General features: G+C 65.1%; 22 protein-coding genes and 1 pseudogene. 19 read left to right on the top strand and 4 right to left on the bottom strand.

Annotation, left to right across the window (positions count from 1 at the left end):
• The first annotated feature begins 47 nt into the window (after positions 1 to 47).
• The 7 genes and pseudogenes from ACNANG_RS07825 to ACNANG_RS07855 all read left to right on the top strand — a co-directional run bounded on the left by ACNANG_RS07825 (position 48) and on the right by ACNANG_RS07855 (position 7,013).
• Positions 48 to 745, top strand: a pseudogene (locus tag ACNANG_RS07825) (fumarylacetoacetate hydrolase family protein).
• 73 nt (positions 746 to 818) lie between these two features.
• Positions 819 to 1,154: a hypothetical protein gene (locus ACNANG_RS07830; protein ID WP_420226716.1), complete on the top strand. Its 336-nt coding sequence runs from the start codon at positions 819 to 821 to the stop codon at positions 1,152 to 1,154.
• A complete protein-coding gene (locus ACNANG_RS07835) occupies positions 1,127 to 1,828 on the top strand; it encodes a tripartite tricarboxylate transporter substrate-binding protein (RefSeq protein ID WP_420226717.1) in 702 nt (233 codons plus the stop codon). The genes ACNANG_RS07830 and ACNANG_RS07835 overlap by 28 nt, the downstream gene beginning before the upstream one ends.
• Positions 1,829 to 2,062: 234 nt before the next feature.
• The gene (gene maiA / locus ACNANG_RS07840; RefSeq protein ID WP_420226718.1) at positions 2,063 to 2,701 is read left to right on the top strand and encodes a maleylacetoacetate isomerase; all 639 of its coding nucleotides are present in this window, start codon (positions 2,063 to 2,065) and stop codon (positions 2,699 to 2,701) included.
• A 13-nt stretch (positions 2,702 to 2,714) separates the two neighbouring features.
• Complete coding sequence (locus ACNANG_RS07845; RefSeq protein ID WP_420226719.1) at positions 2,715 to 4,163, top strand: aldehyde dehydrogenase family protein; 1,449 nt, start codon at positions 2,715 to 2,717, stop codon at positions 4,161 to 4,163.
• A 59-nt stretch (positions 4,164 to 4,222) separates the two neighbouring features.
• On the top strand, positions 4,223 to 5,944 hold the full coding sequence (locus ACNANG_RS07850; protein ID WP_420226720.1) for a thiamine pyrophosphate-requiring protein: 1,722 nt from the start codon (positions 4,223 to 4,225) through the stop codon (positions 5,942 to 5,944).
• Positions 5,945 to 6,035: 91 nt separating this feature from the next.
• Positions 6,036 to 7,013, top strand: coding sequence for a Bug family tripartite tricarboxylate transporter substrate binding protein (locus ACNANG_RS07855; protein ID WP_420226721.1), 978 nt, complete (start codon positions 6,036 to 6,038; stop codon positions 7,011 to 7,013).
• A gap of 99 nt (positions 7,014 to 7,112) precedes the next feature.
• On the opposite strand, the gene ACNANG_RS07860 is transcribed toward ACNANG_RS07855, so the two are convergent.
• Together ACNANG_RS07860 and ACNANG_RS07865 are read right to left on the bottom strand one after the other, a co-directional pair.
• Positions 7,113 to 7,952: an ABC transporter substrate-binding protein gene (locus tag ACNANG_RS07860; RefSeq protein ID WP_420226722.1), complete on the bottom strand. Its 840-nt coding sequence runs from the start codon at positions 7,950 to 7,952 to the stop codon at positions 7,113 to 7,115.
• Entirely contained in the window at positions 7,916 to 8,149 is a 234-nt protein-coding gene (locus ACNANG_RS07865) for a hypothetical protein (protein ID WP_420226723.1), read from the bottom strand. Before ACNANG_RS07865 ends, ACNANG_RS07860 begins: the two co-directional genes overlap by 37 nt.
• An 813-nt stretch (positions 8,150 to 8,962) precedes the next feature.
• Between ACNANG_RS07865 and ACNANG_RS07870 the strand changes: the two genes are divergently transcribed.
• Both ACNANG_RS07870 and ACNANG_RS07875 read left to right on the top strand, forming a co-directional pair.
• Positions 8,963 to 9,700: an ABC transporter permease gene (locus ACNANG_RS07870; RefSeq protein ID WP_420226724.1), complete on the top strand. Its 738-nt coding sequence runs from the start codon at positions 8,963 to 8,965 to the stop codon at positions 9,698 to 9,700.
• Between the two features lie 457 nt (positions 9,701 to 10,157).
• Complete coding sequence (locus tag ACNANG_RS07875; RefSeq protein ID WP_420226725.1) at positions 10,158 to 10,952, top strand: ABC transporter ATP-binding protein; 795 nt, start codon at positions 10,158 to 10,160, stop codon at positions 10,950 to 10,952.
• 58 nt (positions 10,953 to 11,010) lie between these two features.
• Here ACNANG_RS07875 and ACNANG_RS07880 read toward each other — a convergent pair whose 3' ends face one another.
• Entirely contained in the window at positions 11,011 to 13,494 is a 2,484-nt protein-coding gene (locus ACNANG_RS07880) for an FUSC family protein (RefSeq protein WP_420226726.1), read from the bottom strand.
• 95 nt (positions 13,495 to 13,589) lie between these two features.
• Positions 13,590 to 14,006: a MarR family winged helix-turn-helix transcriptional regulator gene (locus tag ACNANG_RS07885; protein WP_420226727.1), complete on the bottom strand. Its 417-nt coding sequence runs from the start codon at positions 14,004 to 14,006 to the stop codon at positions 13,590 to 13,592.
• A gap of 591 nt (positions 14,007 to 14,597) precedes the next feature.
• Between ACNANG_RS07885 and nirB the strand changes: the two genes are divergently transcribed.
• The 10 genes from nirB (at position 14,598) to ACNANG_RS07935 (ending at position 25,539) form a co-directional block, all read left to right on the top strand.
• Positions 14,598 to 17,153 carry a nitrite reductase large subunit NirB gene (gene nirB, locus ACNANG_RS07890; protein ID WP_420227485.1) on the top strand — a complete coding sequence of 852 codons (2,556 nt, stop codon included), beginning with the start codon at positions 14,598 to 14,600 and terminating at the stop codon, positions 17,151 to 17,153.
• A complete protein-coding gene (nirD, locus tag ACNANG_RS07895; RefSeq protein ID WP_420226728.1) occupies positions 17,153 to 17,506 on the top strand; it encodes a nitrite reductase small subunit NirD in 354 nt (117 codons plus the stop codon). The genes nirB and nirD overlap by 1 nt, the downstream gene beginning before the upstream one ends.
• 53 nt (positions 17,507 to 17,559) lie before the next feature.
• On the top strand, positions 17,560 to 18,825 hold the full coding sequence (locus tag ACNANG_RS07900; RefSeq protein ID WP_420227486.1) for an NAD(P)/FAD-dependent oxidoreductase: 1,266 nt from the start codon (positions 17,560 to 17,562) through the stop codon (positions 18,823 to 18,825).
• On the top strand, positions 18,722 to 19,273 hold the full coding sequence (locus ACNANG_RS07905; protein WP_420226729.1) for a hypothetical protein: 552 nt from the start codon (positions 18,722 to 18,724) through the stop codon (positions 19,271 to 19,273). Before ACNANG_RS07900 ends, ACNANG_RS07905 begins: the two co-directional genes overlap by 104 nt.
• Positions 19,168 to 21,801, top strand: a complete 2,634-nt coding sequence (locus tag ACNANG_RS07910) for a molybdopterin-dependent oxidoreductase (RefSeq protein WP_420226730.1) — start codon at positions 19,168 to 19,170, stop codon at positions 21,799 to 21,801. The genes ACNANG_RS07905 and ACNANG_RS07910 overlap by 106 nt, the downstream gene beginning before the upstream one ends.
• A gap of 114 nt (positions 21,802 to 21,915) precedes the next feature.
• Positions 21,916 to 22,401 (top strand): hypothetical protein, encoded by a 486-nt coding sequence (locus tag ACNANG_RS07915; protein ID WP_420226731.1) that lies wholly within the window; start codon positions 21,916 to 21,918, stop codon positions 22,399 to 22,401.
• Positions 22,402 to 22,403: 2 nt separating this feature from the next.
• Entirely contained in the window at positions 22,404 to 22,721 is a 318-nt protein-coding gene (locus ACNANG_RS07920; RefSeq protein WP_420226732.1) for a hypothetical protein, read from the top strand.
• A gap of 262 nt (positions 22,722 to 22,983) precedes the next feature.
• On the top strand, positions 22,984 to 23,919 hold the full coding sequence (locus ACNANG_RS07925) for a DUF808 domain-containing protein (RefSeq protein WP_420226733.1): 936 nt from the start codon (positions 22,984 to 22,986) through the stop codon (positions 23,917 to 23,919).
• A gap of 349 nt (positions 23,920 to 24,268) precedes the next feature.
• Complete coding sequence (locus ACNANG_RS07930) at positions 24,269 to 24,556, top strand: hypothetical protein (protein ID WP_420226734.1); 288 nt, start codon at positions 24,269 to 24,271, stop codon at positions 24,554 to 24,556.
• Positions 24,557 to 24,639: 83 nt separating this feature from the next.
• Positions 24,640 to 25,539: a dihydrodipicolinate synthase family protein gene (locus ACNANG_RS07935; RefSeq protein WP_420226735.1), complete on the top strand. Its 900-nt coding sequence runs from the start codon at positions 24,640 to 24,642 to the stop codon at positions 25,537 to 25,539.
• The last annotated feature ends 53 nt before the right edge of the window (positions 25,540 to 25,592 follow it).

Consider the following 25,592-nt stretch of genomic DNA (forward strand, 5'->3'; position numbering starts at 1 on the left):
CAAGCTGCCGGCGGCGCATTGCGCCGATCACTTCCAAGGACACTCGCATGGCTTTCGTCGTTACTCCACCCCTGCCGTCAGCATCCCCGTCGTGGGTTCGCAAGACCTCTTTCCCGTCCGCCGCGTGTATTGCGTAGGCCGTAACTACGGCGCGCACGCGCGCGAGATGGGTTTTGACCCCGACCGCGAGCCGCCCTTCTTTTTCTGCAAGCCTGCCGACGCGGTGATCCCGGTGGCCGAAGGAGAAACCCTGTCGGTTCCCTACCCCACCCTGACCGGCAACTACCACTACGAAGTCGAGCTGGTGGCCGCCATCGGCAAAGGCGGCGAAAACATTCCAGTGGAATCGGCGCTGGACCACGTCTGGGGCTACGGCGTCGGGCTGGACATGACCCGGCGCGATCTGCAGATGAAGATGCGTGAGATGGGCCGTCCGTGGGAAATCGGCAAGGCCTTTGATGCGTCGGCGCCGGTCGGCCCGCTGCGCCCGGTCGCTGCTGCCGGCAACCCGCACGACGCGGCGCTGTCGCTGCATGTCGACGGCGCGCAGCGCCAGCACAGCCGCACGTCGATGCTGATCTGGTCGGTGGCTGAAACCGTGGCTGACCTGTCCCGGTATTTCCGCCTGGAACCCGGCGACATCATCTTTACCGGCACGCCCGAGGGCGTGGGCGCGGTCAAGCCCGGCGAGACGATGACGGCCACGGTGGAAGGGCTGGGCAGCCTGTCCGTCAAGGTCATCTGAGACGACGCGGCGGCGGCCCGCCCCGGCCGCGCGCCCGTCAGGCTTGACCCTATAACAATGATTCGGAGACATCATGATCCTTGACCGCATGTTGGGCTCGCTTGCATCGACTGGCCGTTCCTTTGCTTGCCTGGCCCGTCCGCTGGCCGGCGTCGCGCTGGCGCTTGCCAGCCTGAGCGCGTCGGCCGCGTGGCCTGAGCGCCCCATTACCTTCATCGTGCCATACACCCCCGCCACGGGCATTGACCTGGTGGCTCGTCAACTGGCTGCGCATTTGCCCAAGACTCTGGGGCAGACCGTGGTGGTCGAGAACGTTGCGGGCGCGAGCGGCAACATCGGCAGCGAACGCGCGCGCGCGCGCAGCCCGATGGCTACACCTTCATGGTCCAGGTCAACACCTTGGTCATGAACCGGAGCCTGTACAAGTCCTTGCCCTACGACCCCGTCAATGACTTCGACGCGGTCGGCCTGACGTCCTGGGGCACCTTGCTGCTGGTGGCCAATCCCTCGCAGGCGCCCAACACCGTTGCCGAGGTCGTCGCCGCCGCCAAGGCTGCGCCCGGGAAGCTCAATTACGGCACGCCGGGCGTCGGCACGCCCCACCATCTGTCGATGGCGCTGTTCCTGCAGCAGACCGGCACCGACATGATGCAGGTGCCCTACAAAGGAACGGCAGGCGCCGTGACCGACATCCTTGGCGGCCGCATCAATTACATGTTCCTTCCCGTGCATGTGGCCCTCCCGCAGATCAAAGCCGGCAAACTCAAAGCGATCGCTACCGGCAGCGCAAAACGCCTGCCCCAGTTGCCCGACGTTCCCACCCTGGCCGAAGCCGGCCTGAAGGGCGGCGACGTGGACATGTGGTACGGCGTGCTTGCCCCAAAAGGCACCCCACCCGCCATCATCGAACGCATGAATCGCGAGATCGCCGCCGTGTTGAAGGCGCCGGAGCTGGCCACCGCCTTCGAGGCGCAGGGCATGGTTCCAGCGACGTCTACCCCGGCGCAATTCCGCGACCTGATCGGCAAGGACGCTCAACGTTGGGCTGACGTCGTCAGGAAGTCCAACATTACTGCGGAGTAGAAACGGCTGCGAGGCCTTCGCCTGGACACCTCCAATGGGAGTTGGACCGATGGCTGCTTTCGTCCAATGGGCGCTTTTGTCCATTGGACGAAATCGTCATCTGGACGGATGTCCGGCAAGGGTCGATACTCGCTCAAGTCTGAACCTGCTCATTTTTCCGGCCACGTCGTGATGTGCGCGCGACATGGCTCGCGCCCTGCGTTTCAAGGCCCGAATTTCACGGAGTGTCTTTTCATGCAGCTTTACAGTTTCTTCAACAGTTCCACGTCCTATCGCGTGCGTATCGCGCTTGCTCTCAAAGGCCAGGCCTATGACACGCACGGCGTGAACCTGCGCAGCGGCCAGCAGCGCGACGCCGCGTACCTGCAAGTGAATCCGTCGGGCGTGGTGCCGTCGCTGGTCGACGAAGACCTGACGTTGTCGCAATCGCTGGCCATCATCGACTACCTGGACGCGCGCTTTCCAGAGCCCCGGCTGATTCCAGCCGACCCGGTGGAACGCGCACGCGTGCTTGAAGTCTCCAACGCCATTGCCTGCGACATCCATCCGGTCAACAACCTGCGCATCCTGCGTTACCTGAAGGACCAGTTCAATATCGACGAAGACGGCCGCAACGCGTGGTACCGGCACTGGGTGGCCGAAGGGCTGTCCGGGGTCGATGCCCTGTTGCAGCGCCATGGTGATGGCCCCTACTGCTTCGGCGATGCCCCCACACTGGCCGATTGCTGCCTGGTCCCGCAGGTCGCCAACGCCCTGCGCATGAAGTGCGATTTGTCCCCCTTCCCCCGCGTCATGGCGATCTATGCCCATGCCTCGGCGCAGCCCGCATTCGTGGCCGCCGAGCCGGCACGCCAACCCGATTACATTGCCTGAACCTGGAGCCAACATGCAGATCGCCCGACATTACATCGACGGAGAGTGGCTGGGCTCCGTCAGCGGCAGCGAAACCCTCGCGCCAAGCTATAACCCCGCCACCGCCGAAGTCGCCGCCCAGTTCGCGGACGGTTACAAGGCCGAAGCAGAAGCAGCAATCGCCGCTGCCGTTCGCGCCTTCGACGGCACGGCCTGGAAGCACTCGGCCAAGCTGCGTGCGGACGTGCTGCTTGGCTTCGCCGACCGGCTGGATGCACAAAAAGAAGCGATCGCCGACTGGCTGGTCACGCTGAACGGCAAACTACGCCGCGAAGCGCTGGGCGAGATCGGCGCAGGGGTGTCCGAGCTGCGCTACTACGCCGGCCTTGCACGCAACCTGTTCGGGCGCATCCTGGAAATCGAGCCGGGCTGCTTCTCGTCACTCGATCGCGAACCATCAGGCGTGGCCGCCATCATCCTGCCGTGGAACGCGCCGGTAACTCTGCTGGTCCGTTCGCTCGCACCCGCCCTGGCAGCGGGCTGCACAGTGGTGATCAAGCCTGCCCACCAGACCTCGCTGGTGAACAATCTGGTGCTGGAATGCCTGGTCAGCGACAGCCGCGTGCCGAAAGGCGTCATCAACTCGGTTATCGAATCGGGCACCGAAGTCTCGCGGTGGCTGTGCGAGTCGCCGGATGTCGATGTGATCAGCTTTACCGGATCGTCGGGCGTGGGCAAGAAGATTGCCAGCGCGACGGCCGACACGCTCAAAAGGCTGTCGCTCGAACTGGGCGGGAAGGCGCCTGCCGTCGTATTCAAGGATTGCGACCTCGACAAGACGGTAGCGGGGATCGTGGCCGGTGGCCTGGTCATGGCCGGACAGCAGTGCACGGCCGTGGCCCGCGTGCTGGTTGAAGACAGTCTGTACACCGACTTTTCGGCAAAGCTTGCGCAGGCCTTGAAGGCCGTCAAGGTGGGGCCGGGCAATGACCCCACGTCCCAGATGGCCTGCCTGATCGACAACGCGAACCGCGACCGCATCGCGGGTCTGGTCGAAACGGCCGAACGCACCCAAAAGGTCCTGTTGCGCGGCGCCATTCCTGAAGGCGCACTGGGCCGTGGCGCGTTCATCACGCCCAGCCTGGTCGAAGTCGAAGATTTGTCGAGCAACTTCGTGCAGAACGAACTGTTCGGCCCGCTGCTGGTGATCGAGCGTTTTTCGACCGAAGACGAAGCGGTGCAGCGCGCCAACGCTACCCGCTTCAGCCTGGCCGCCAGCGTGTGGACCACCGACATGCGCAAGGCGCGCCGGATGGCGACACGCATCCGGTCGGGCACCGTGTGGTCCAACACGCACAACCGGTTGTTTGCCGAGATCGAGACGGGCGGCTATCGCGACAGTGGCTATGGCAAGCTGCATGGCGTGGAAGGCCTGAACGACTTCATGCAGACCAAACACTTCTACTTCGAAACCGGCGTCTGAATCCCTGCCTTCGCCCCCGTCATCCTGACCGACCCTCATCTTTATCGCGGAGCGTGTCCATGCGCAGCAGCGCCCATTACTTTGTCGAAGGCCTGACCGGCCTCGGCATCGATTACATCTTCTCCAATTTCGGCACGGACCATGTGTCGCTGATCGAAGCGTTTGCGCAGTGGAAGAAAGAAGGCCGCCCGCATCCGACCGTCATGCTCGTTCCGCATGAAAACGTCGCGATGCACATGGCCATGGGTTACGCCGCGGTGACCGGAAAAGGACAGGCGGTCATGGTGCACGTCGACGCCGGCACAGCCAATGCCGCCATGGGCATGCACAACATGTTCCGCACCCGCATTCCGGTCATGCTGATGGCCGGACGCTCGCCCTATACCTTGCGGGGCGAATTGCCCGGGTCGCGGGACAACTATGTCCACTTCGTGCAGGACCCATTCGACATTGCCAGCCTGGTGCGGCCTTATGTGAAATGGGACTACTCGCTTCCCACGGGGGTGGTCGCCAAGGAGGTATTGCGCCGCGCTCACTCGGTCATGCAGAGCGATCCCCCCGGACCGGTCTACCTTACCTTGCCGCGCGAAGTGCTGGCCGAGGAATGGGAAGCGGATCGTATCCGCGATTTCAGCAGTGAACACTATGGCGCGGTACAGGCGGGCGGGGTGACGCCTGCCGTGGCCGAGACCATTGCGTCGCGGCTGATGGCGGCGCGCGAGCCCATCGTCATCACGTCGTACGTCGGGCGGAAGGCCGACGCCGTGCATGCGCTGGAAAAGCTGGCCATTCTGTGCGGCATCAAGGTGTATGAGTTCAGCCCGACCGCGATCAGCGTCTCGCGCGAGTCGCCCTGCTTTGGCGGCTTCGATCCAGGCAAGGCGCTTGCCGGCGCGGACCTGGGCCTGCTGCTGGATGTCGACGTACCGTGGCTGCCCAAGTATGCGCAGGAAGATCCTTCCACCGAATGGATCCACATCGACGTCGACACGATCAAGAAAGACTTTCCGATGTGGGGGTTCCGCACTGACATGCGGATCCAGGCGGATTGCGCCACGGTGCTGCAACAGGTAATCGAGATCGTCGAACAGCGCGCCGATGAGACCTTTCGCAAGACAGTTGCGGCCCGTGTCGAAGGATGGGAAGGCGCCAATACGCAGCGGCGGCAGGCCGTCGCCAAAGTGGCGCAGGATGTCGGCAAGAAGGGAGCCATTTCGCCCGCACATGTGTGCGCCACGCTGGGCAAGCTGATCGCGCCAACCGACATTGTCGTGAACGAGGCCGTCCGCAACACCTTCGCGGTACTCAATCAGATTCCCCGCACTGAACCCCTGTCCTTGATCGGCTGCGCCGGTGGGGGCCTTGGGTATAGCGCGGGCATCGCGCTTGGCGCCAAGCTGGCCAAGCCGGACGTGCGCGTGGTGCAGGTCGTGGGCGACGGGGGTTTCCACTTTTCAACGCCGACCTCGGTGTACGCGACCGCGCAGCGTTATGGCATACCCATCTTTACCATCGTGCTCGATAACAGTGGCTGGCAGGCCGTGAAAGAGGCCGTGCTGCGCGTCTACCCTGACGGGGCAGCCGCCGACAGCAACGACTTCCAGGCCAAGCTGGGCATGGGCGACAACGTGCGCAGCTTCGAGCAAGTGGGCGCCGCGTTCGGTGCCTATGGCGAGTGCATCGACGATCCTGCCGAAGTCGAAGCCGCGATTGCCCGCTGCCTGAAAGCGGTGGATGCCGGACAGGCCGCCGTGCTGAATGTGCGTATCGGATCCATCTGATCCGGATCCGCCAGGACCCTTTATCCGCTTTGCAGCAGTTCTCACAACGACATGGAAAGGCAACGATCTTTCCAGTACCGGAGGAAGACAGATGTATACGAAGCATGCCTGGCACGTTGCCACCGCCGCCCTGATCTGTGCGGCGCCTTTCGGCCTGGCGCACTCGGCAAGCGCGCCGGCCGCGTTTCCGACCAAACCCATCACCATCATCGTCGGCTACGCCGCCGGTGGCGGTAACGACGTGCTGGCGCGCGTCGTGGGCGAACGGATGGCCGCCAACATGGGGCAGCCCGTGATCATTGAAAACCGGCCTGGCGTCGCGTCCATTATCGGCGCCAACGTCGTGGCCAAGGCCAAGCCGGATGGCTACACCCTGCTGTGGGGCGCCAGCGGCCCCATCTCATTCAATCCTGCCCTGTATTCCAAGCTCAGCTACAAACCGGAAGACTTCACGCCGGTATCGCTCGCGGCCACCTTTCCGCTCGTGCTGCTGACGCAGGCCAACAACCCGGCCAAGACGGTCAAGGAACTGGTCGACTTCTCGATCAAGTCCCCGGAAAAAGCCAACTACGGCGCCAGCGCGGCGTCGTTCCAGCTCGTGTCCGAACTGTTCAACAGCAAGACGGGTGGCAAATTTACCCGCATCCCGTACAAGGGCAGCAACGAATCGGTATCGGCCGTGATGGCTGGCGACGTGACGATGACGCTGGTCGATCCAGGTCCGGCATCCACCGCGTTGCAAGGCAATCGCGCCAAGGCGCTCGCGGTGACGTCGGCCGAGCGGATGGCCGAGTACCCGAACGTCCCGACCTTGAGCGAGCTCGGCATCGACTTGAAAGTGGAACTGTGGAGCGGCGTCCTGGCGCCGGCAGGCACGCCCGAGGCCATCATCCGCAAGCTCGAGCAGGAAATCGCGCGTGCCGTGGCCGATCCCGAGGTCAAGAAACGCATCCAGGCGCTGGGCATGATCCCGACCAGCAACACGTCGGCGGAATTTACCAAGATCATCCAGGAAGAAGTGCCGCTCTGGAAGAAGGTTGCGAAAGAGAACAACATCAGCGCGGACTGAAGGCCAGAAGCCGGCGCGCGGTGCTGCGGCGCAACGACAACCCGCCACCGTACTTGGCTCCCCGGGCAAGCCAACTTGCGAACCGCCGTATCGCTTCCTCTACACGCGTGTGTAGATGGGGCGGTCCGGCTTTCTAGTCAGCAACCCGAGCTTGACGGCTTCAGTCAGTTGACGGTCGATGTTGGCGAACTCCGCGTCGCCCCACGTGGGCACGAAGATGCGCGCCAGGCGCTCAGGCAGCAGCTTGATGGCCGTGGTTTCGGTGTCGGGAATGCCGATCGCCTTGTGGTACTTCGCGGCCAGGTCCGGATCTTTGCGGATCACGCTGTTGACGGCAAGGAAGGCATCGGCGACCCGTTTCGCGGTGGGCTTGTTGGCTTCGATCCAGTCACGCCGTCCGCCATTGCCCACCAGAAACAGCGGGGCACTGTCCCCAGTGGCCTCTTTCCATTGCGCGGCCACGTTCGCGATCTCGCGTGCGCCGTTCCCGATGATGCGGGATGCCGTCGGTTCGATCGCGATGATGGCATCGACGTCGCCCCGATTGAACAAGGCCAGGTTGGCGATCGGCGCGCCGTGGATGACTTCAAAGTCCTTGCGCAGGTCCAGCCCGTGCAACGCCGCTGCCATGCGCGCCTGCCGGTAGGTGTCACTGGTCTGCGGCAGCGTGGCGATACGTTTGCCTTTCAGGTCACGCGGATGCTGAAAGGGGCTGTCGCCCCGTACTAGCCAGGCACCGTGATTGGAGATCTTGGGACCGAAGATGACAATGTCGTTGCCCTTCAATTGCGCCTCGGCCGCACCCAGCGCCCCATAGGCACTGCTCTGGACGGCGCCCGACAGCAACAGGGTCTGTACCTGTCCGGGATCGCCTCCAACCCAGTCGATGTCCAGTCCTTGCGTCAGGTCGGGCAACGCCTTGAACAGGGCCGACGCCAACGTTTCGGCCGATCCCGGCCCCCACTCGTCAGCTTGACCGGCAACCCGCCCGTGGCGAACGCATTCCGCTGCGGCACGCCCATCCCTGCCAGCGCCAGCCCGATCAGCGCGAATGCCGCGCGGCGGCGGCTGGCGGATGCCGGCGCATCGTCCTGCGGGTCGATGCGTAGATCGGGGTTCAGGCCGAATGCAGACATGTCGACCCCTGGATCGCTGGCGGAAGGAGGGCCGACTGCAGAATAGGTGGCGGCAGAATAGCTAGCAGCATGGCGGTTGGCTGCAGAGCGGCCGCTGGCGGAACGTTCGGCTGCAGCACGGTCGGCGGCGGAACGGTGGACTGCGGGATCGTTGGCTGCAGGATCATTGGCTGCTGAGCGGTCGCCAGCCGGCGATCCAACGGGAGAGATAGGCGTGCGTGCTTCGTACATAAGACCTTTGCAGGGCGCGTCGACAAGACGGGTTCATGCTCAGTGTGACGTCGGCATTGGCGCGGACAAACGAAGGAATCGGCCCATGCATATGCGCATTCCGAGGAACAGCCGCCGATGCGCGGCTTGGAAGTGCAGTTTTCCTTGCCCCTGTTTGCCTGCTTGTTGGAGACGCTTCCACAAAGGCGCTTCGGATGCCGCGCCGCAGGCATTGCGCTTAATCGGTTTTCGTATATGCATGCGCCGAATCGTGCCTTATCGCGCCAGGACACGACGCCTATCATGGGCTGTCCCGTGATCGACCCGGAGTTGCTGTCGTGCCTTACTTGCCTTTCCAAAGCCTTTCCGATTCTGCCCGCGCACGCATCGCTTCGCGCGGCCCGTTCTGACATGAGTGGCCATGCCGCGCTGGCCGGTCGGCCGACGCTCACACCTGCCCACCCCCAGAGCAGCGCGTCGGCGAACGCGTCTGCAAGCGCACCAAGCAGCGCACCAGTCAATCCGCCTTCTACCGCGCGCGCTTCAACGCCTGACCTCGCCTCATCGTCGGCTCCGCCCGCACCTGCACTATGGGCGCTAGGAATGCCGACCGCCTTCCTGGTTCTTCTCGCGATCGGCTGGGAAGGCATGGCGCGTGCCCTCCACAATCCCCTGATCCCAGGGGTCGAGGACGTCGCGCAGGCGTTGGGCGCGATCCTGAGTGACGGCAGTTTCGTTTCACAGATGGCAGTCACCCTGCAACGCGTGGCGCTGGGCTTCGTGCTGGCGTTCGTAGTGGCCCTGATTGCCGGCATCGGCATGGGGCGCAGCCGCAAGCTGCAGCAGTTTCTTGAGCCGGCGATCCTGATCGGGCTGACGGTGCCGGGTCTGGTCTGGGCGCTGCTGTGCATCATCTGGTTCGGCATGTCGCTGATCAGTTCGACGCTGGCGGTGGCGCTGGGCATTGCGCCGGCGTTGACGTTGAGCGTGGCCCAGGGCATCCGGTCGGTCAACGCGGATCTGGTCGAGATGGCCGGTGTCTTTCAGTTGTCGTGGCTGGCGCGTTTGCGACTGTTGTGGTTCCCGACCTTGGTGCCCTTCCTGCTGAGCGGCACGCGGCTGGGGCTGTCGCTGGCGTGGAAGGTGATCGTTCTGGTGGAAGTGTTTGGTCTGTCCAGCGGCGTGGGCTACCAATTGAATACGGAATTCAGTTCGCAAAATGTGGCGGCCGTGCTGGCCTGGACGCTCGCGTTCGCGGCGGTGATGGCGGTGCTGGAGTACGGCGTGATCGGTTCGCTTGAACGCCGCGCCACTCGGTGGAAACGCGTGGCCACGGTGTGAACATCGCGTTTTGACGGACTCGCTTGATCGCACGCGCCTGCGGTGTTGCGCTGGCGCTTGCAAGGTTTGAGGGTGCTGGCGGTGTCGGGACGTTGCTTGCAGGGTTGCGACGGTGCTTGCAGGGTCGTTACGGCGCTTGCAGGGTTGCGACGGTTTGCAGGGTTGTCACGGCGCTTGCAGGGTTGCGACGGTTTGCAGGGTCGTCACGGCGCGTGCAGGGTTGCGACGGTTTGCAGGGTCGTCACGGTTTGCAGGGTTGTCACGGCGCTCGCAGGGTTGCGACGGTGCTCGCGACCGGTCTCGCCCGATCTTGAAAGATCGACGAACCTTGAACGACCGACGAACCGCCAAAGATCGAAGAAGCTGAACCTTTCGACAAGCCTCGACCTATCAACGAACCTCGACCGCTCGACACACCTCGACCTATCGACCAACTTTGACCGCTTCAAGAATCCTTATGACAACTGTTCCATCCCCAGGCGCCCTGGTGTTGCGTGACGTCGGCAAGTCGTATCCGTCGGCACACGGCAGCACCTTGGCGCTTGACCGCGTTTCCCTCTCCGTCGCGCCTGGAGAATTTGTCAGCATCATCGGCCACAGTGGCTGCGGCAAATCGACCCTGCTGCGGCTGGTGGCCGGGCTCGACAAGGCGTTCACCGGCGCCATTGCGTTCGATGGGCAACCCATTACCGGGCCGAGCCTGGAACGCGGCATCGTGTTCCAGGAACATCGTCTGTTCCCTTGGCTGTCGGTCCGGCAGAACGTTGGCCTGGCGATTCAGGAAGCGCCCCTCAGCAGAGCCGAGAAGGCCGACCGGATCCAGTCGCGTATCGACCTGGTGGGTTTGCAGGGGTTCGAAGACGCCTTTCCTTTTCAGTTGTCGGGCGGCATGGCGCAGCGTGTGGCGATCGCGCGTGCGCTGACGGCGCGCCCCAAGTTGTTGTTGCTGGATGAACCGTTCGGCGCGCTGGATGCCTTCAATCGGTTGAACATGCAGACGGAACTGCGCCGCGTCTGGCATGAGCAGCAACTGCCCATGGTGCTGGTGACGCACGATGTGGAAGAGGCCATTTTCCTGTCGGACCGGGTGGTGGTGATGTCGCCGCGTCCAGGTCGCATTCAGCGCATCGTGCCCGTACCACGTGGCGTGTCTCGCGATCGGACCAGCGCTGATTTTGTTGCGATCAAACGGTTGTTGCTCGATGAGTTGGGCGAGTCGCTGGCAGGAGCCGCGCACGACCAGGCAGCGTAAGCCGGGTCGGCGGCAGGTCAAGGTCGTCAGCGGCTCGGAGCGTCAAGTGGTCCACGCCTTACGCCCGTGCCCGATTCCCCAGTCCTGCCTCATCACGCGTCGCCAATGCGGCCGACGCAAAGAAGGTGCGATGCGCCATCAGGTGGCCGGCGGCGTCGCCCAGCAGTTCGGCATCCTGTACCCAGGCCGCACCGCGCAATGACTCGGCGCCATACCCTCCGGCCGCAACGCGCAATGATTCGGCACCATGCTCCCCGGCCGCACCACGCAATGACTCCGAGCCATGCTCCCAGGCCGCAACGCGCAATGACTCGGCGCCATGCTCTCCGGCTGCAACGCGCGATGATGCAGCAACCTGCACCTCTACCGCACCGCGCACTACCCCAGCATCCTGCACCCAGCCCACATCGCGCATGGGCGTGTTTCCGGATGACATTGCGCCCGCCATGATCTGACGCGCCACCTCCTGCAAGGCCGAGGCGGCGTTGTTCGGGTGGTGCGACACACGGGCCAGGGCGTGAATCGCTCCTCGCACGGCCGTACGCACGGCAAACGGCGTGTCGTCGGCCCGCAGCAGCGACTGCAGGCGCAGCACGGCGTGGCCGAGCTGCAGGGCAGCCATGCCGTCGCCGACGACCTGGCTCGACTGCGCATCGTTGGTCCGCGCAACCAGTCGCAGAATGCGCTGATGCATACGTGCGCGCCATTTCCATTCGGGCAGGCGAGTACGCGACCGGGCCATGCCTTCGATGTCGCCGACGATATGGCGGACCAGCACGCGCAGGCGCTGGCCCGGATCGACCGGCACGATGTAGCGGAAGGCAAGCCAGGCTGCGGTCAGGCCGAGCGTCATGGCCTGCGCGCCGCCGACGGTATCCGCCAGAGTGGTATGCATGGGCCAGGAGGGATGCGACACCAGCAAGAAGCCCATGCAGTAGTCGAGCGCGTACGGCATCGTGGTGCGATGCGCCAGCGCCAGCGCGCCGACAGCCAGCACGGCGCCGACAGCGGCGAGCAGCGCGATCTCGCTATGGACATAAGGCAGCACGAGCCAGGTGAATAGCACGGCCGCGCTCACGCCCGCGATCGACCCGAGAGCCACGTTGCGCATCAGGGCGCTGGGCGTTTCCATGGTCGAGAACAGCGGAAGGAATACGGCGGTGCCCAGCACCATGTAGGGGCCGTAGTGCCAGCCGGTGGCTACCCAGGCGCCGCCGACGAGCAGGATGGCCAGTACGGTACGGAACGCCGCCTGGCGCGCGCCGACCCAATCGCGATGGGGGTGCAACGTAAAGCTGTCGTCATTGCGCGATGCAAGCGGCGGAGCCTCCGGCTGCGGTACGTTCTGCGGTCGGGCATTCTGCAGTACTGCCGTTTTCAGCGACGACTTCTGCAGTGACGCATTGTGCAGGGACGCCTTTTGCAGTGACCCGTCGTGCAGTGACCCGTCGTGCAGTGATCCGTCGTGCAGTGACCCGTCGTGCAGTGATCCGTCCGACACCGACACGTATCGCAATGCCCCATCCCGCATAGCCCCATCCCGCAGAGCCCCATACTGCAGCATCGCATCGAGCGCCGTCACCAGCTCCGCCAGCGCCACAGCCAGCCGACTATTGGCCGGCGCCGTCGCCACCAGGCGGCGCAACGGGGCAATGGCATCCGCAGCCGCTTGACCAGCATTCATCGCCGCCTGCACAGCCCGCAGGCCGCGATCCAGGTCGTCACGCCAGGCGCGCAGCGCGGCATCTGCTTCCAGCCGATCCAGGTGCCCCACCACCGTGCGCGTTGCGGTAGCCAATGCCAGCAGCGCCGAGAACACCCGCCGCACCTGCACCATGCGGCGGCGCTTGCGCAGCGAACCAAAGGCAGCCTCGTCCAGCCCGAATTCGATGTCGGCCATCTGCCGCACGCGCGCCTGTTCTTCGGCAATCAGGGCGGGCGTAGGGCCGTTGGCAATGATGCGGGCGGCCCAGCCCAGGGTGTCGCTGACCAGGACCGGGATGCTGTCAAGCCGGGCCAACGTGCCCGAACGCGGCGTCAGCATGCCGTTGGCCAGCACGGCCACCAGCGCGCCTAGCAGCACGCCTTCCACCCGGTCGAACGCCAGGTGCGCAACGCTGCCGTGATGGTTGAGCGACAGCAAGGCGACGATGCCCGCGGTGTAGCCGGACAGCATGAATCCATACGCCCTCAGCGGCCGGGCAAGGTTGCCCAGCCAGCAGCACAGCCCAAGCCACACCGCCAGGCACAGCACCAGTTGCAGCGGCGACCCGCCGGTCGCCACGATCATTCCGGCCCCTACGAACGCACCGACGACGGTGCCGGCCACGCGGTAGAAACTGCGGGCCTTGAGCAGGCCGCGGGTGGGCTGGCTGACCAGGAATACCGTCATGGCGGCCCAGCCAGGACTATCGATGCCCAGGGCATTGGCCAGCACCAGCGCCACCAGCGCGGCCAAAGCCGTGCGCAAGGTCGCGCGGACCCGCTGGCGGTCAAAGCCATCGACCAAGTGATGCAACGCCCCGGCGCGCAGAGTCCCCACGGCCAGAGGCCCCGCAGGAAGAGTTCCCACAGGCAGAGGGCTCGCAGGCACCACCCCGCCCAAGGTCTTCTTCGAACTGTCAACGACCGGACCCATCAAGCCGCTCCCTTGTTCCGCTCGGGCTCCAGCACGGCTTCCAGCCGGTCGAACACGTCGCTGAAGCGTGCGATGTCCCGGTCATCGATGTCGCGCAGCAGGTCCTGCTCGAATTCCTGGATGCGCACATGGACGCGCCGCGCCAGGGCATGGCCGGCGTCGGTCAGGCGCAGCAACTTGGCCCGGCGGTCGGCGGCATCATCGGTGCGTTCAACCAGGCCGTCGGCACACAGGATATCGAGCAGGCGCACCACGCTGGACCCGTCCAGGCCCAGGCGGGCCGCCAGGTCTTTCTGGCGGATGGGGTGATCGACCAGATGCAGATGGATCAGCGGGCGCCAGGTGGCGTCCGTCAGGTTGAGCGACGCCAGTTCGAGATCGATCGCACGGCGCCAGTGGCGCGCAAGCGCCGACATGCGGCGGCCGAACTGTTCGCGCCGGGACGCGGCGTCGGTCGGGGCACCGGGCGCGGTTGCAGCAGTTGCAGCGGTTGCGGTTGCAGCGCTTGCAGCGGCATCGGTCGGGGCAGCGGTTGCGGTGGCAGCGCCAGCGGATCCGACGTCTGCCGCTGCCGCAGCACGGGAAGCGGTCGCGCTTTTCCTAGGTTTTGAAAGTGCAGAGCTCATGAATTAGATGATATACCATCTATTTGTATCTCACCAATATTGCCTTGCACCAGCGTTGTGCCCACGCACCGCTCCGGCTCGGATCAACGGAATCATCATGGTGCGGCAGACCGTCCGCCTGGTGCGCAAGCTATTGATTCAGAACGACTTTGGCGATTGGCACAGTCTTTGCATCGACAGCTTCGCGAGTCAACGAAGATTCGTCCCAATCTATCGAGCGCCCGGCCAACGGGTGCTGCGGACAACGGCGTCCCCTGAAGCGGTCTATGACCTCCTCACGGGACGCCGTTTGTTTTTCACGGATCCGATATGACACGTTCCACACCGCTTGCCCAATCCACGCCGGACCGTCCGGCTGCACTGCCCCAGGAGCACGACACCATGAAACTGATCGTCATCGGCCACGGCATGGTGGGCCACAAGCTGCTCGAGTCGCTGGCCGACGCAGGCGATGATCGCCTTGATGTGACGGTGCTGTGCGAAGAGCCGAGGGCCGCCTATGACCGCGTGCATCTGTCCGAATTCTTTTCCGGACGCACTGCCGAAGACCTGTCGCTGGTCAAGGCTGGCTTTTTCGATCGCGGCAACATGCTGCTGCGCCTGAATGCGCGCGCCACCGCCATCGACGCCGCGCACAAGACGGTTACGGTATCGACAGGCGAAACGCTGCATTACGACAAGCTCGTCATGGCCACCGGGTCGGTGCCTTTCGTGCCGCCGGTGCCCGGCAATGATCGCAAGGACTGTTTCGTCTATCGCACGATCGAGGACCTGGAGGCAATGCGGGAGTGCGGCGCGCGGTCGCGCACGGGCGTGGTGATCGGCGGCGGGCTGCTCGGACTGGAGTGCGCAAAAGCCCTGTGCGACATGGGCCTGCAGACGCATGTCGTGGAATTTGCGCCACGCCTGATGGCCGTGCAGATCGACGAAGCCGGCGGCCGCGTGTTGCGCAGCAAGATCGAAGCGCTGGGCGTGACGGTGCACACGCAAAAGAACACGCTGCGGATCGTGGACGGCGAAAGCGGCACGCACCGCCTGGAGTTCGCCGACGGCACGCATCTGGACACCGACATGATCGTGTTCTCGGCCGGTATTCGCCCGCGCGATGACCTGGCGCGCCATAGCGGCCTGGCGGTCGGCGCGCGCGGCGGCATCGTGATCGACAACGCCTGCGTCACGTCCGACCCCGACATTTTTGCCATTGGCGAATGCGCGCTGTGGGAAGGCAAGATCTTTGGTCTGGTGGCCCCCGGCTACGACATGGCCCGCACCGTGGCCGCGCAGCTGCGAGGCGAGACGGCCGCCTTCACTGGCGCCGACATGAGCACGAAGCTGAAGCTGATGGGCGTGGATGTGGCCAGTCTGGGCGACCCGCACGCCACGTCACCGGGCTGCCGGTCCTATCAGTACACCGACGAACGCAAGCAGGTCTACAAGAAGCTGGTGGTGTCGGACTGCGGCAAGTATCTGTTGGGGGGTGTCATGATCGGCGACGCAACCGAATACGGCACCCTGCTGCAGATGATGCTGAATCGCATCGAACTGCCTGAGTCGCCAGAATTCCTGATCCTGCCGCAAAGCGATGGCGCGGCACGCCCCGGACTGGGGGTGGACGCCCTGCCCGATAGCGCGCAGATCTGTTCCTGCAATGACGTCTCCAAAGGCCAGCTATGCCAGGCCGTGGCCGACGGCGCCGTCACCATCGGCGCGCTCAAGGCCTGCACCCAGGCGGGCACGACCTGCGGCGGCTGCGTGCCGCTCGTCACCCAGGTGATGAAGGCCGAGATGAAAAAGCAGGGCATGGCCGTCAACAACCATATCTGCGAACACTTTCCCTATTCGCGGCAGGAACTGTTCCACCTGGTGAGCGTGGGTGAGATCCGCACGTTTGCCGATCTGCTCGACAGGCACGGCAAGGGGCTGGGTTGCGATATCTGCAAGCCCACCGCCAGCAGCATTTTGGCGTCGTGCTGGAACGACTTCGTGCTGAAGAAGGAGCATGCGTCGCTGCAGGACAGCAATGACTATTTCCTGGGCAATATTCAGAAAGACGGCACCTACTCGGTCGTGCCGCGCATGACCGGCGGCGAGGTCACGCCGGATGGCCTGATCGCCGTTGGCCAGGTCGCCAAGAAATATGGCCTGTACACCAAGATCACCGGCGGCCAGCGCGTGGACCTGTTCGGCGCGCGTGTCGAACAATTGCCGCTGATCTGGGAAGAACTGATCGCCGCCGGCTTCGAGACGGGACATGCCTACGGCAAGTCGTTGCGCACCGTGAAGTCGTGCGTGGGATCGACGTGGTGCCGCTATGGCGTGGACGACAGTGTCGGCATGGCGATCCAGCTCGAGAACCGCTACAAGGGCCTGCGCTCGCCACACAAGATCAAGTTCGGCGTGTCGGGCTGCACCCGTGAATGCGCCGAAGCGCAAAGCAAGGACGTCGGCATCATCGCGACCGACAAGGGCTGGAACCTGTACGTGTGCGGCAACGGCGGCATGAAGCCGCGCCATGCCGAACTGCTGGCCACCGACCTGGATCGCGACACGCTGATCCGCATGATCGACCGGTTCCTGATGTTCTACGTGCGCACGGCCGACCGCCTGCAACGCACCAGCACCTGGCGCGACAACCTGGAAGGCGGCCTGGATTACCTGAAGCGCGTCGTGCTGGACGATTCGCTGGGCATCGCCAACGACCTGGAAGCCGACATGCAGCGCGTGGTCGACGCCTATGAATGCGAATGGAAGCGCGCCGTGAACGATCCGGAAACCCGCCGCCGCTTCCGCCACTTCGTGAACAGCGATCAGGCCGACTCGACCGTGACGTTCGTGGAAGAACGCGGCCAGATCCGCCCTGCCACGCCGGCCGAGCGTTCCCGTGCGCGCCTGATCGACATCCCCGTGGTCACCGAATCCGTCAAGGAGCTTGCCTGATGTCCGCCCAACTCGACACCGTTCCGCTGCACTGGACGCCTGTCTGCGCACTGACCGATATCGTGCCCGACACGGGCGTGTGCGCCTTGGTCGCCGGCCGGCAGGTCGCCATCTTCCGGCTGGCCCGGCTGCAGGACAAGGTCTTTGCGATCGACAACTATGATCCGAATTCGAAGGCCGCCGTGCTGTCGCGCGGGCTGGTCGGCAATCTGGGCGACCGCATCGTGGTCGCGTCGCCGATCTACAAGCAGCACTTCGACCTGGGCACGGGCGAATGCCTGGAAGCGCCCGAGCATTCGGTGTCGGCGTGGCCGGTCGACGTGCGCGACGGACAGGTCTGGATCGGCGCATGATGACGGCGCCGGACGTGCCCAGCCAGACGCCCGTGGCCAATCCTGTCGCGGCGATGCACGCGGCGGACCCGGCGGCCGCCCTGCGCGCCACGGCGCCTGCCCGCCGGCCGTCGCTGGTCGTGATCGGCAACGGCATGGCCGGCATCCGCACGATCGAAGAGCTGTTGAAGCTGGCGCCCGACCGTTACGACATCACCGTGTTCGGCGCCGAACCGCACGGCAACTACAACCGCATCCTGCTGTCGCCGCTGCTGTCGGGCGAAAAACAGCTGGACGACATCATGCTTAATCCGCGCGAATGGTATGCGCGGCACCACATCACGCTGCATGCGGGCGATCCGGTCATTGCCATCGATCGCGCGCGGCGGAGCGTGCGATCGGCGGCGGGCGTCGAGGCGCATTACGACCGGTTGTTGATCGCAACCGGTTCCAAGCCGGTGATCCTGCCTGTGCCCGGCCATGACCTGGAGGGCGTGATTGCCTTTCGCGACATCCAGGATGTGGACACCATGCTGGCCGCGGCGCGTAATCACCGTCATGCGGTCGTGATCGGCGGTGGCCTGCTTGGACTCGAAGCGGCCAATGGCCTGATGCGCCAGGGCATGTCGGTCACGGTGGTGCATGTGGCCGATGCCTTGATGAACCGGCAACTGGATGCGCCCGCGGCCGCGCTGCTGAAGCACGCGCTGGAACGACGCGGCCTGCGCTTCCTGCTGCAAGCCCATACGCAGGACATCCTGGGCGCCACGCGTGTGGAAGGCGTGCGCTTCAAGGACGGCAGCACGGTGCCGGCCGACCTGGTGGTGATGACAGCGGGTGTGCGCCCGAACATCGAACTGGCCGCGCAATGCGGCCTGTTCTGCGAACGCGCGATTGTCGTCGACGACACGCTGCAGACCTACGATCCGCGGGTGTATGCGGTGGGCGAATGCGTGCAGCATCGTTCGGCCACCTTTGGCCTGGTGGCGCCGATCTGGGAACAGGCGCGCGTATGCGCGGCGCACCTGGCCGGCGCCGGGCACCGGCGATATGTGCAGCAGGCCACCGCCACCAAGCTCAAGGTGACCGGCGTCGACCTCTATTCGGCCGGCGACATCCTTGGCGCCGCAGGCACCACGGACCTTGTGCTGCGCGATGCGCGGCGTGGCGTCTACAAACGGCTTGTCCTGGATGGGCAGGTACTGGTGGGCGCGGTGCTGTACGGTGATGTGGCCGATGGCCCGTGGTACTTCGACCTTATCCAGCAGCGCACCGACGTCGCGCCCCTGCGCGACCGTCTGCTGTTCGGCAAGGCCTTTTGCGAGGCGCTTGCCGCCTGACCGACAGGAATTCATCGTGACCGTCGTTCCCATCCTGCCCGTGTCGGCAAGTGCTGTGTCTGCATCCCCGTGGCCGTCATCGATCGCGCCTTCCCACGTGCCGGGGGCGGCGTCTTCGGCGGCGGCGCACAGAGTCACCTCCACCACCTGCCCTTATTGCGGCGTGGGCTGTGGCGTACAGGCCAGCGTGGCCGCCGATGGCAAGGTCACCGTCGCCGGCGACCCCACGCATCCATCCAACTTCGGACGCCTGTGCGTGAAAGGATCGGCGCTAGGCGAAACAGTAGGCCTGGAAGGCCGGCTGCTGCACCCCTGCAACGCACGGAGGATGGCCTGCGGCGCGTGTCGTGGGACACCGCGCTTGACACCGCCGCCAGCGGCCTGCGCCGCATCATCGACGCGCATGGGCCCGACGCGGTGGCCCTGTACGTGTCCGGTCAACTGCTGACCGAAGACTATTACGTCGCCAACAAGCTGATGAAGGGCTACGTCGGGTCGGCCAACATCGACACCAACTCGCGGCTGTGCATGTCATCGGCCGTCGCGGGGCACAAGCGCGCGTTCGGCGAAGACCTGGTGCCGGTGTCCTACGCCGACCTGGAACTGGCTGACCTGATCGTCCTGGTAGGGTCGAACACGGCATGGTGTCACCCCATCCTGTTCCAGCGGATCGCCAAGATGCGCGAGGCGCGGCCATCGGCACGGCTGGTCGTGATCGACCCGCGCCGCACGGCGACCTGCGAACTGGCCGACCTGCATCTGCCCATCAAAGCCGGCACCGATGTGTGGCTGTTCAATGGCCTGCTCAGCTATCTGACGCGTTCGGGCGCGGTCGACACCGTCTTTGTCGAAACGCACACCGCGGGCTGGGACGCTGCCCTCGTTGCCGCCGACACGGACTGCGCTGACCCGGCCCACGTCGCGCGCGTGTGCGAGATCGACCTGGATGCCTTGCTTCAGTTCTACCGGATGTTCTCGGACACCGACCGGACAATTACCGCCTTTTCGCAGGGCGTGAACCAATCGTCCGCCGGGACCGACAAGGTCAACGCCATCATCAACTGCCATCTGGCCACCGGCCGCATCGGTCGCCCGGGCGCCGGGCCGTTTTCCATTACCGGCCAGCCCAACGCCATGGGCGGACGCGAAGTCGGCGGCCTGGCCAACATGCTGGCCGCCCATCTGGATCTGGACAACGCCGGGCACCGCGATCTGGTGCAGACGTTCTGGTCGTCCCCGGCGATCGCCAGCCGGCCGGGACTCAAGGCCGTCGACCTGTTCCATGCAATCGAAGCGGGCACCGTCAAAGCCGTCTGGATCATTGCCACCAATCCCGTGGTCAGCCTGCCCGATGCCGACCAGGTCAAACGCGCACTGGCCGCCTGCGAACTGGTGATCGTCTCGGACATCATGGCCGAGACCGATACCAGCGCCTATGCCGACGTGTTGTTGCCCGCACTCGGCTGGGGCGAAAAAGACGGCACGGTCACGAGTTCGGAACGCCGCATCTCGCGCCAGCGGGCGTTCCTGCCGGCCCCCGGCGAGGCCCGCGCCGACTGGCAGGTGCTGTGCGACGTGGCCACGCGAATGGGCTATGACGGTTTCGATTTTGACGGACCGCACGCCATCTTTGATGAACATGTCCGGCTGACGGGATATCGCAATGAAGGTGATGATCCGCATCGTGTTCGGCGGGTGCTCAATCTGGGCGGGTTGAGCGGGATGGATGCCGCGCAGTTTGACGGGCTGGTGCCGGTGCAATGGCCGGTAGCCGGGGTGTCGGGCAGGATAGCGGGTGCGGTGTCGGGTGCGGCATCAGATGCGGTGTCGGGTGGCGTGTCGGGCGCAGCATCGGGTGCCGTGTCAGGTGCCGTGTCAGGTGCCGTGTCGGGTGCTATGTCGGGCGCAGTATTGACTGCGGTGTCGAGTGGCATGCCGGCCGCCGCGCCACGCGTACTGGCCGACCATGTCTTCTCCTTCACGGATGGCCGCGCGCGTTTCGTGCCCACGCCGCCGCGCGCACCACGGCATGCCGTCGACGACGACTATCCGTTGACGCTGAACACCGGCCGCGTGCGCGACCAGTGGCACACCATGACACGCACAGGCAAGTCGGCCACCCTGGCCAGCCACATTGCCGAAGCGTTCATCGACATCCACCCGCAAGACGCCTTGCGCTATGGCGTGCGGGAAGGCGGTCTGGCACGCATCCAGAGCCGCTGGGGCGCCATGGTGGCGCGCGTGCAGCACGGCGGCGGCATGACACGGGGCAGCGTCTTCGTGCCGATCCACTGGAACGACCAGTTCGCGTCCGACGCGCGGGTCGGCGCCGTCGTCAATCCCGTCGTCGACCCCGTGTCCGGCGAACCGGAATTCAAGCACACCCCCGTGCGCATCGAAGACTTTCCGGTCGCCTGGTACGGCTTCGTGCTCAGCCGCCAGCCCGTCGCCCTGGACGGCGCCGCGCACTGGACCCGCATCCAGGGCAAGCACTTCACCCGGCTGGAACTGGCGGGACGTACCGTGCTGGACGACCCACGCGCCTGGGCGCGCGCGTTGTTCGGCGCCACCGACCCCGACGCGGACTGGCTGGACTATCGTGACCAGGCCGGCGGGGTCTACCGCGCGGCCTATGTGGTCGATGACAGGATCGAAGCCTGCGTGTTCCTGTCGCCCCGCCCGTCCCTGCCATCACGCGCCTGGCTGGCAACGCTGTTCGATCACGCCGTGCTGGCCGACATCGACCGCATCGGTCTGCTCGCGGGCCAGCCCATGACACCCGGCGCGGATGTCGGGCCTATCGTCTGCTCATGTTTTGGCGTGGGACGCACCACGCTGCGCAATGCGATCGTCGACGGCGGACTGACCACGCCGGCGCAGGTCACGGCGTGCGTGAAGGCAGGCGGCAACTGCGGATCATGCGTGCCTGAAATCAAGAAGCTGATCCACGAGACGCGTATCGAAGTCGCGGCCTGACGCAACCTCCGCGCGTGCCGATATCCTAGGACATCGGCACGCCCGACAGGACCCACTCGAAGGATCAGTCACGTAGGCTTTGGGTTTGCCACCTACCGCTACGGCACGCGCCGCGTGTTGATCCATATCGAAATCCAGGGCCGCGCCGATGCCCGCTTTCCGGCGCGCATGTACCGCTACAACGCGCTGCTCAAAGACACGCGGGGCGGCCCCGTGGTTGACAGCCTGGCAGTTCTGACAGGTCATGACGCAGGCCCGGAATGGATGCGCTACCGTGACGAAGGCCTTGCCTGCACCACCGAATTCACATTCCCGGTCGTGGCGCTGGGCCACTGGCGCAGTCGCCTGCCTGAACTCATTGCATTGGCCGCCACCAACCCCTTTGCGGTCATCGTGATGGCGCAACTGCAGGCATCGCACGATCGTGACGCCGAGCATCGCCTCGACGGCAAGATCCAGCTACTGCGCCTGCTGTACCGCAGCGGTTATGCGCGCGACGACATCCGCGCGCTGATCCGATTGATCGACTGGATGATCACCCTGCCCCTGGCTTCGACCAACGATTCAAGCAGGCCGGGCGGGATATCGAGGAGGAAATAAGGATGCCTTTCGTGACGACGTTTGAACGGCTGGGCGAAGAGCGCGGTCTTGCCAAGGGACTGGAGCAAGGCCTTGAACAAGGCCGCGCCCAGGCGCGCGAGCTTGCCGAACAAAAGCTGCAGGCGATGCAGGCCGGCGCGCTGTGCCGTCTGCTCACCCGCCGTTTCGGAACCTTGCCCGCCTGGGCGTATGAGCGGCTTGGTACCGCATCGCAGGCCCAGTTCGACCTGTGGTTTGATCGGCTGCTGGATGTCGAGACGGTGGACGACGTGTTTGCGCCGGAATCTCCCGGCCCATCCTCCGACAAGGACTCGCGGTAAAAGGCGTGCGTCAGCTTGCCCGCGGTGAAGGGCCCGTTGAAGTCCCCTTGTCGACGTTCCTGCCTAGGCTCGGGCGCCGCGAACGTTCGTCATGGCGTGGCACCACCTGTCGCCGGCTCGTCGCCGCTACGCAACACCTGTCGATCAATCGTTAATTGCGCGTCTCTTCGGTAAGCAAGCCGTAACGCGCCGCCTGCCGGCCCACCCTGCGTCATCGCACGCAGGTAGACTCCTGACGATTACCTGAACAGGAACCCTTCCCATGGCCGGCAGCAGTTTTTTTGCTTTGCTCGATGACATCGCCACGATGCTCGATGACGTCTCCATCATGACCAAGGTGGCGCTGAAAAAAACCGCCGGGGTGCTGGGTGACGACCTGGCCCTGAACGCGCAGCAGGTTACCGGGGTGCCGGTCAACCGTGAACTGCCCGTGGTGTGGGCGGTGGCCAAAGGGTCTTTCATCAACAAGCTGATCCTGGTCCCCTCGGCCCTGGCGATCAGCGCCTTTGCGCCGTGGCTGGTGACGCCGCTGCTGATGGTGGGCGGCGCCTACCTGTGTTTCGAAGGCGCGGAAAAACTCGCGCACCGGTTCCTGCCCGACAGCAACGGCCACCACGCGCACGCCGAGCGTGCGGAAGCACTCAAGAACCCTCAGGTCGACATGGTTGCGTTCGAAAAGGACAAGATCAAAGGCGCTGTGCGCACCGACTTCATCCTGTCCGCCGAAATCATTGCCATTACGCTGGGCGCCGTGGCCACGGGCACGTTCACCGAACAGGTAGTCGTGCTGTCCGGCATCGCGCTGCTGATGACCGTGGGCGTGTATGGCCTGGTGGCTGGCATCGTCAAGCTTGACGACCTTGGCCTGTATCTCACGCAAAAGGCGTCGGCGGCCGCCAAGGCGATTGGCGCAGGCATTGTGCGCGCCGCGCCGGTGCTGATGAAGACGCTGTCGATCGTTGGCACTGCTGCCATGTTCATGGTGGGCGGCTCCATTCTGACCCACGGCATTCCGGTCGTCGCTCACACCATCGAAGGCTGGGCAGCCGCTGCCGGCACGATCAGTGGCGTGGGCGGCGTGTTGCAAGCCATCCTGCCGACGGTGTGCAACGCCCTGTTCGGGATCGTGGCGGGTGGCTTGGTCATGGTGGTGGTGGAAGGCGTCAAGAAGCTGTTCAAGAAGAACAAGGCGGTGTGATTGATGGCGCGATAGTGCGCTAGGACGACGGCGCGACGGGGCGGCGGCGCGACGAGGCGACGGCCGCGCATCTCTTGACGCCGCGGGCCGACCGACCCCGGCGGCAGAATGATCGAGGCGCCGCCGCACCTGTCGGCTTGCGTTGGACACTTTCTTGATCGCGGCGCCAGCGCCCCCGCTGGCTTGCGCTGATGCTTTCATGATCGCGGCGCCGCCTCCAGCCACAGCCTGCGTTGACGCTTTCTTGACGCCAACGCCGTGAATCTGAACGCCGTTTTTGCAACCCGCTTCCTACACTGGGTCATGTCCAACAACGCGGCGGCGTCCGTCGACGACGCTGCCTGCCACCATGCCCCCCAGATCGCTGTCCACCGCCGTCCCGCGCATCGCACTCCCCTGCAGCCTGACACTGCGCATCGACACTCCCCGCGCCGAGCGCACCCATCGTTGCCTGCTCGAAGCCCTGGGCAACGCCATCCAGATCGATGACATTGCCAGCGATAGCCGGGGCGGGCGCAGCACGTTGCTGTTGCATACCGACCCCGCTCATCTCGATGCCCTGATGCATACGATCATGACGTCCCTGCCCGAAGCCGAGTTCGGCCCGATCGGGCAGATCGGCCCGCAGGTGCACTGATGACCGCCCCGCTGCATGGAACGCCCCAAGGCGTAATCCGGCAGGACTTAAGGCTCCCGATCCGGCAGGGCTTGTGGATTCCCGTGGTCACGCCGTTCCACCACGACCGGATCGACCTCGGTGCGTTGCAGTCGCTGGCCCGCGATCTGGGTGCGGAAGGCGTGGCGGGCAACCTTGCCGGCGCCGTCCTGTTTGGTTCCACGGGCGAAGGACATCTGCTGTCGATCGCCGAGCGCCGCGATGCCGCCAACGCCGTTCGCGACGCCGCGCCGTCCCTGCCTCTGATCTTTGGCGCGGGCGGCATCGACACCCGCGACGTGGCCCGCGATCTGCGGGCACTGGATGCCCTCCAGCCAGACGCCTGGCTGATCCCGCCGCCCTGCTATCTCCAACCGTCGGAAGCGGGCATCCACTGGCATTACGCCACCTTGAGCGACGCCTCGGACCGCCCCATCGTGATCTACGACGTGCCCGGCCGCACGGGGGTACGCCTGTCGGCCGGCACCGTCGAATCGTTGTGCGAGACAACGTCGTGCGCGGCCATCAAGGCCTGCGACGCCGCGCTGCGTGGCGACCTGCTCGCCCAAGGACGCATCCCGGTGTTCTGTGGAGACGACACCGCCTTTCTGGCCCATGCGGCGGCGGGTGGCCAGGGGGCGATCAGCGCCTCGGCCCACGTGCGGCCGGATCTGTTCGCGGCGATCCTGCGGCTGGCCCCGACGGATGCCGTGCCGTTGGCGCACGAACTGTTCAACGCCGTCCTGCCGCTCATTCACGCGCTGTTCCAGGAACCCAATCCGGCGCCACTGAAGGCGCTGCTGGCCCAGGCGGGCCGGATTCATGATGAACTGCGCCGGCCCCTGACGCCCGCTTCCCGAACGCTGGCCCGACAGGTACGCGCACTGGCGGCGGCACTGCCTTCGCGCGATCGGGTGCAACACATGGAGAGACAGCACGGCGTGCCAACCATGACGTGCTTGTGACATCCGCCCGGTTATGACGTCCAAGCCGGAAACGCCGTGTTCACCCGGACCCA

The sequence above is a fragment of the Pigmentiphaga litoralis genome (assembly GCF_048632615.1).
Lineage (GTDB): Bacteria > Pseudomonadota > Gammaproteobacteria > Burkholderiales > Burkholderiaceae_B > Pigmentiphaga > Pigmentiphaga litoralis_B.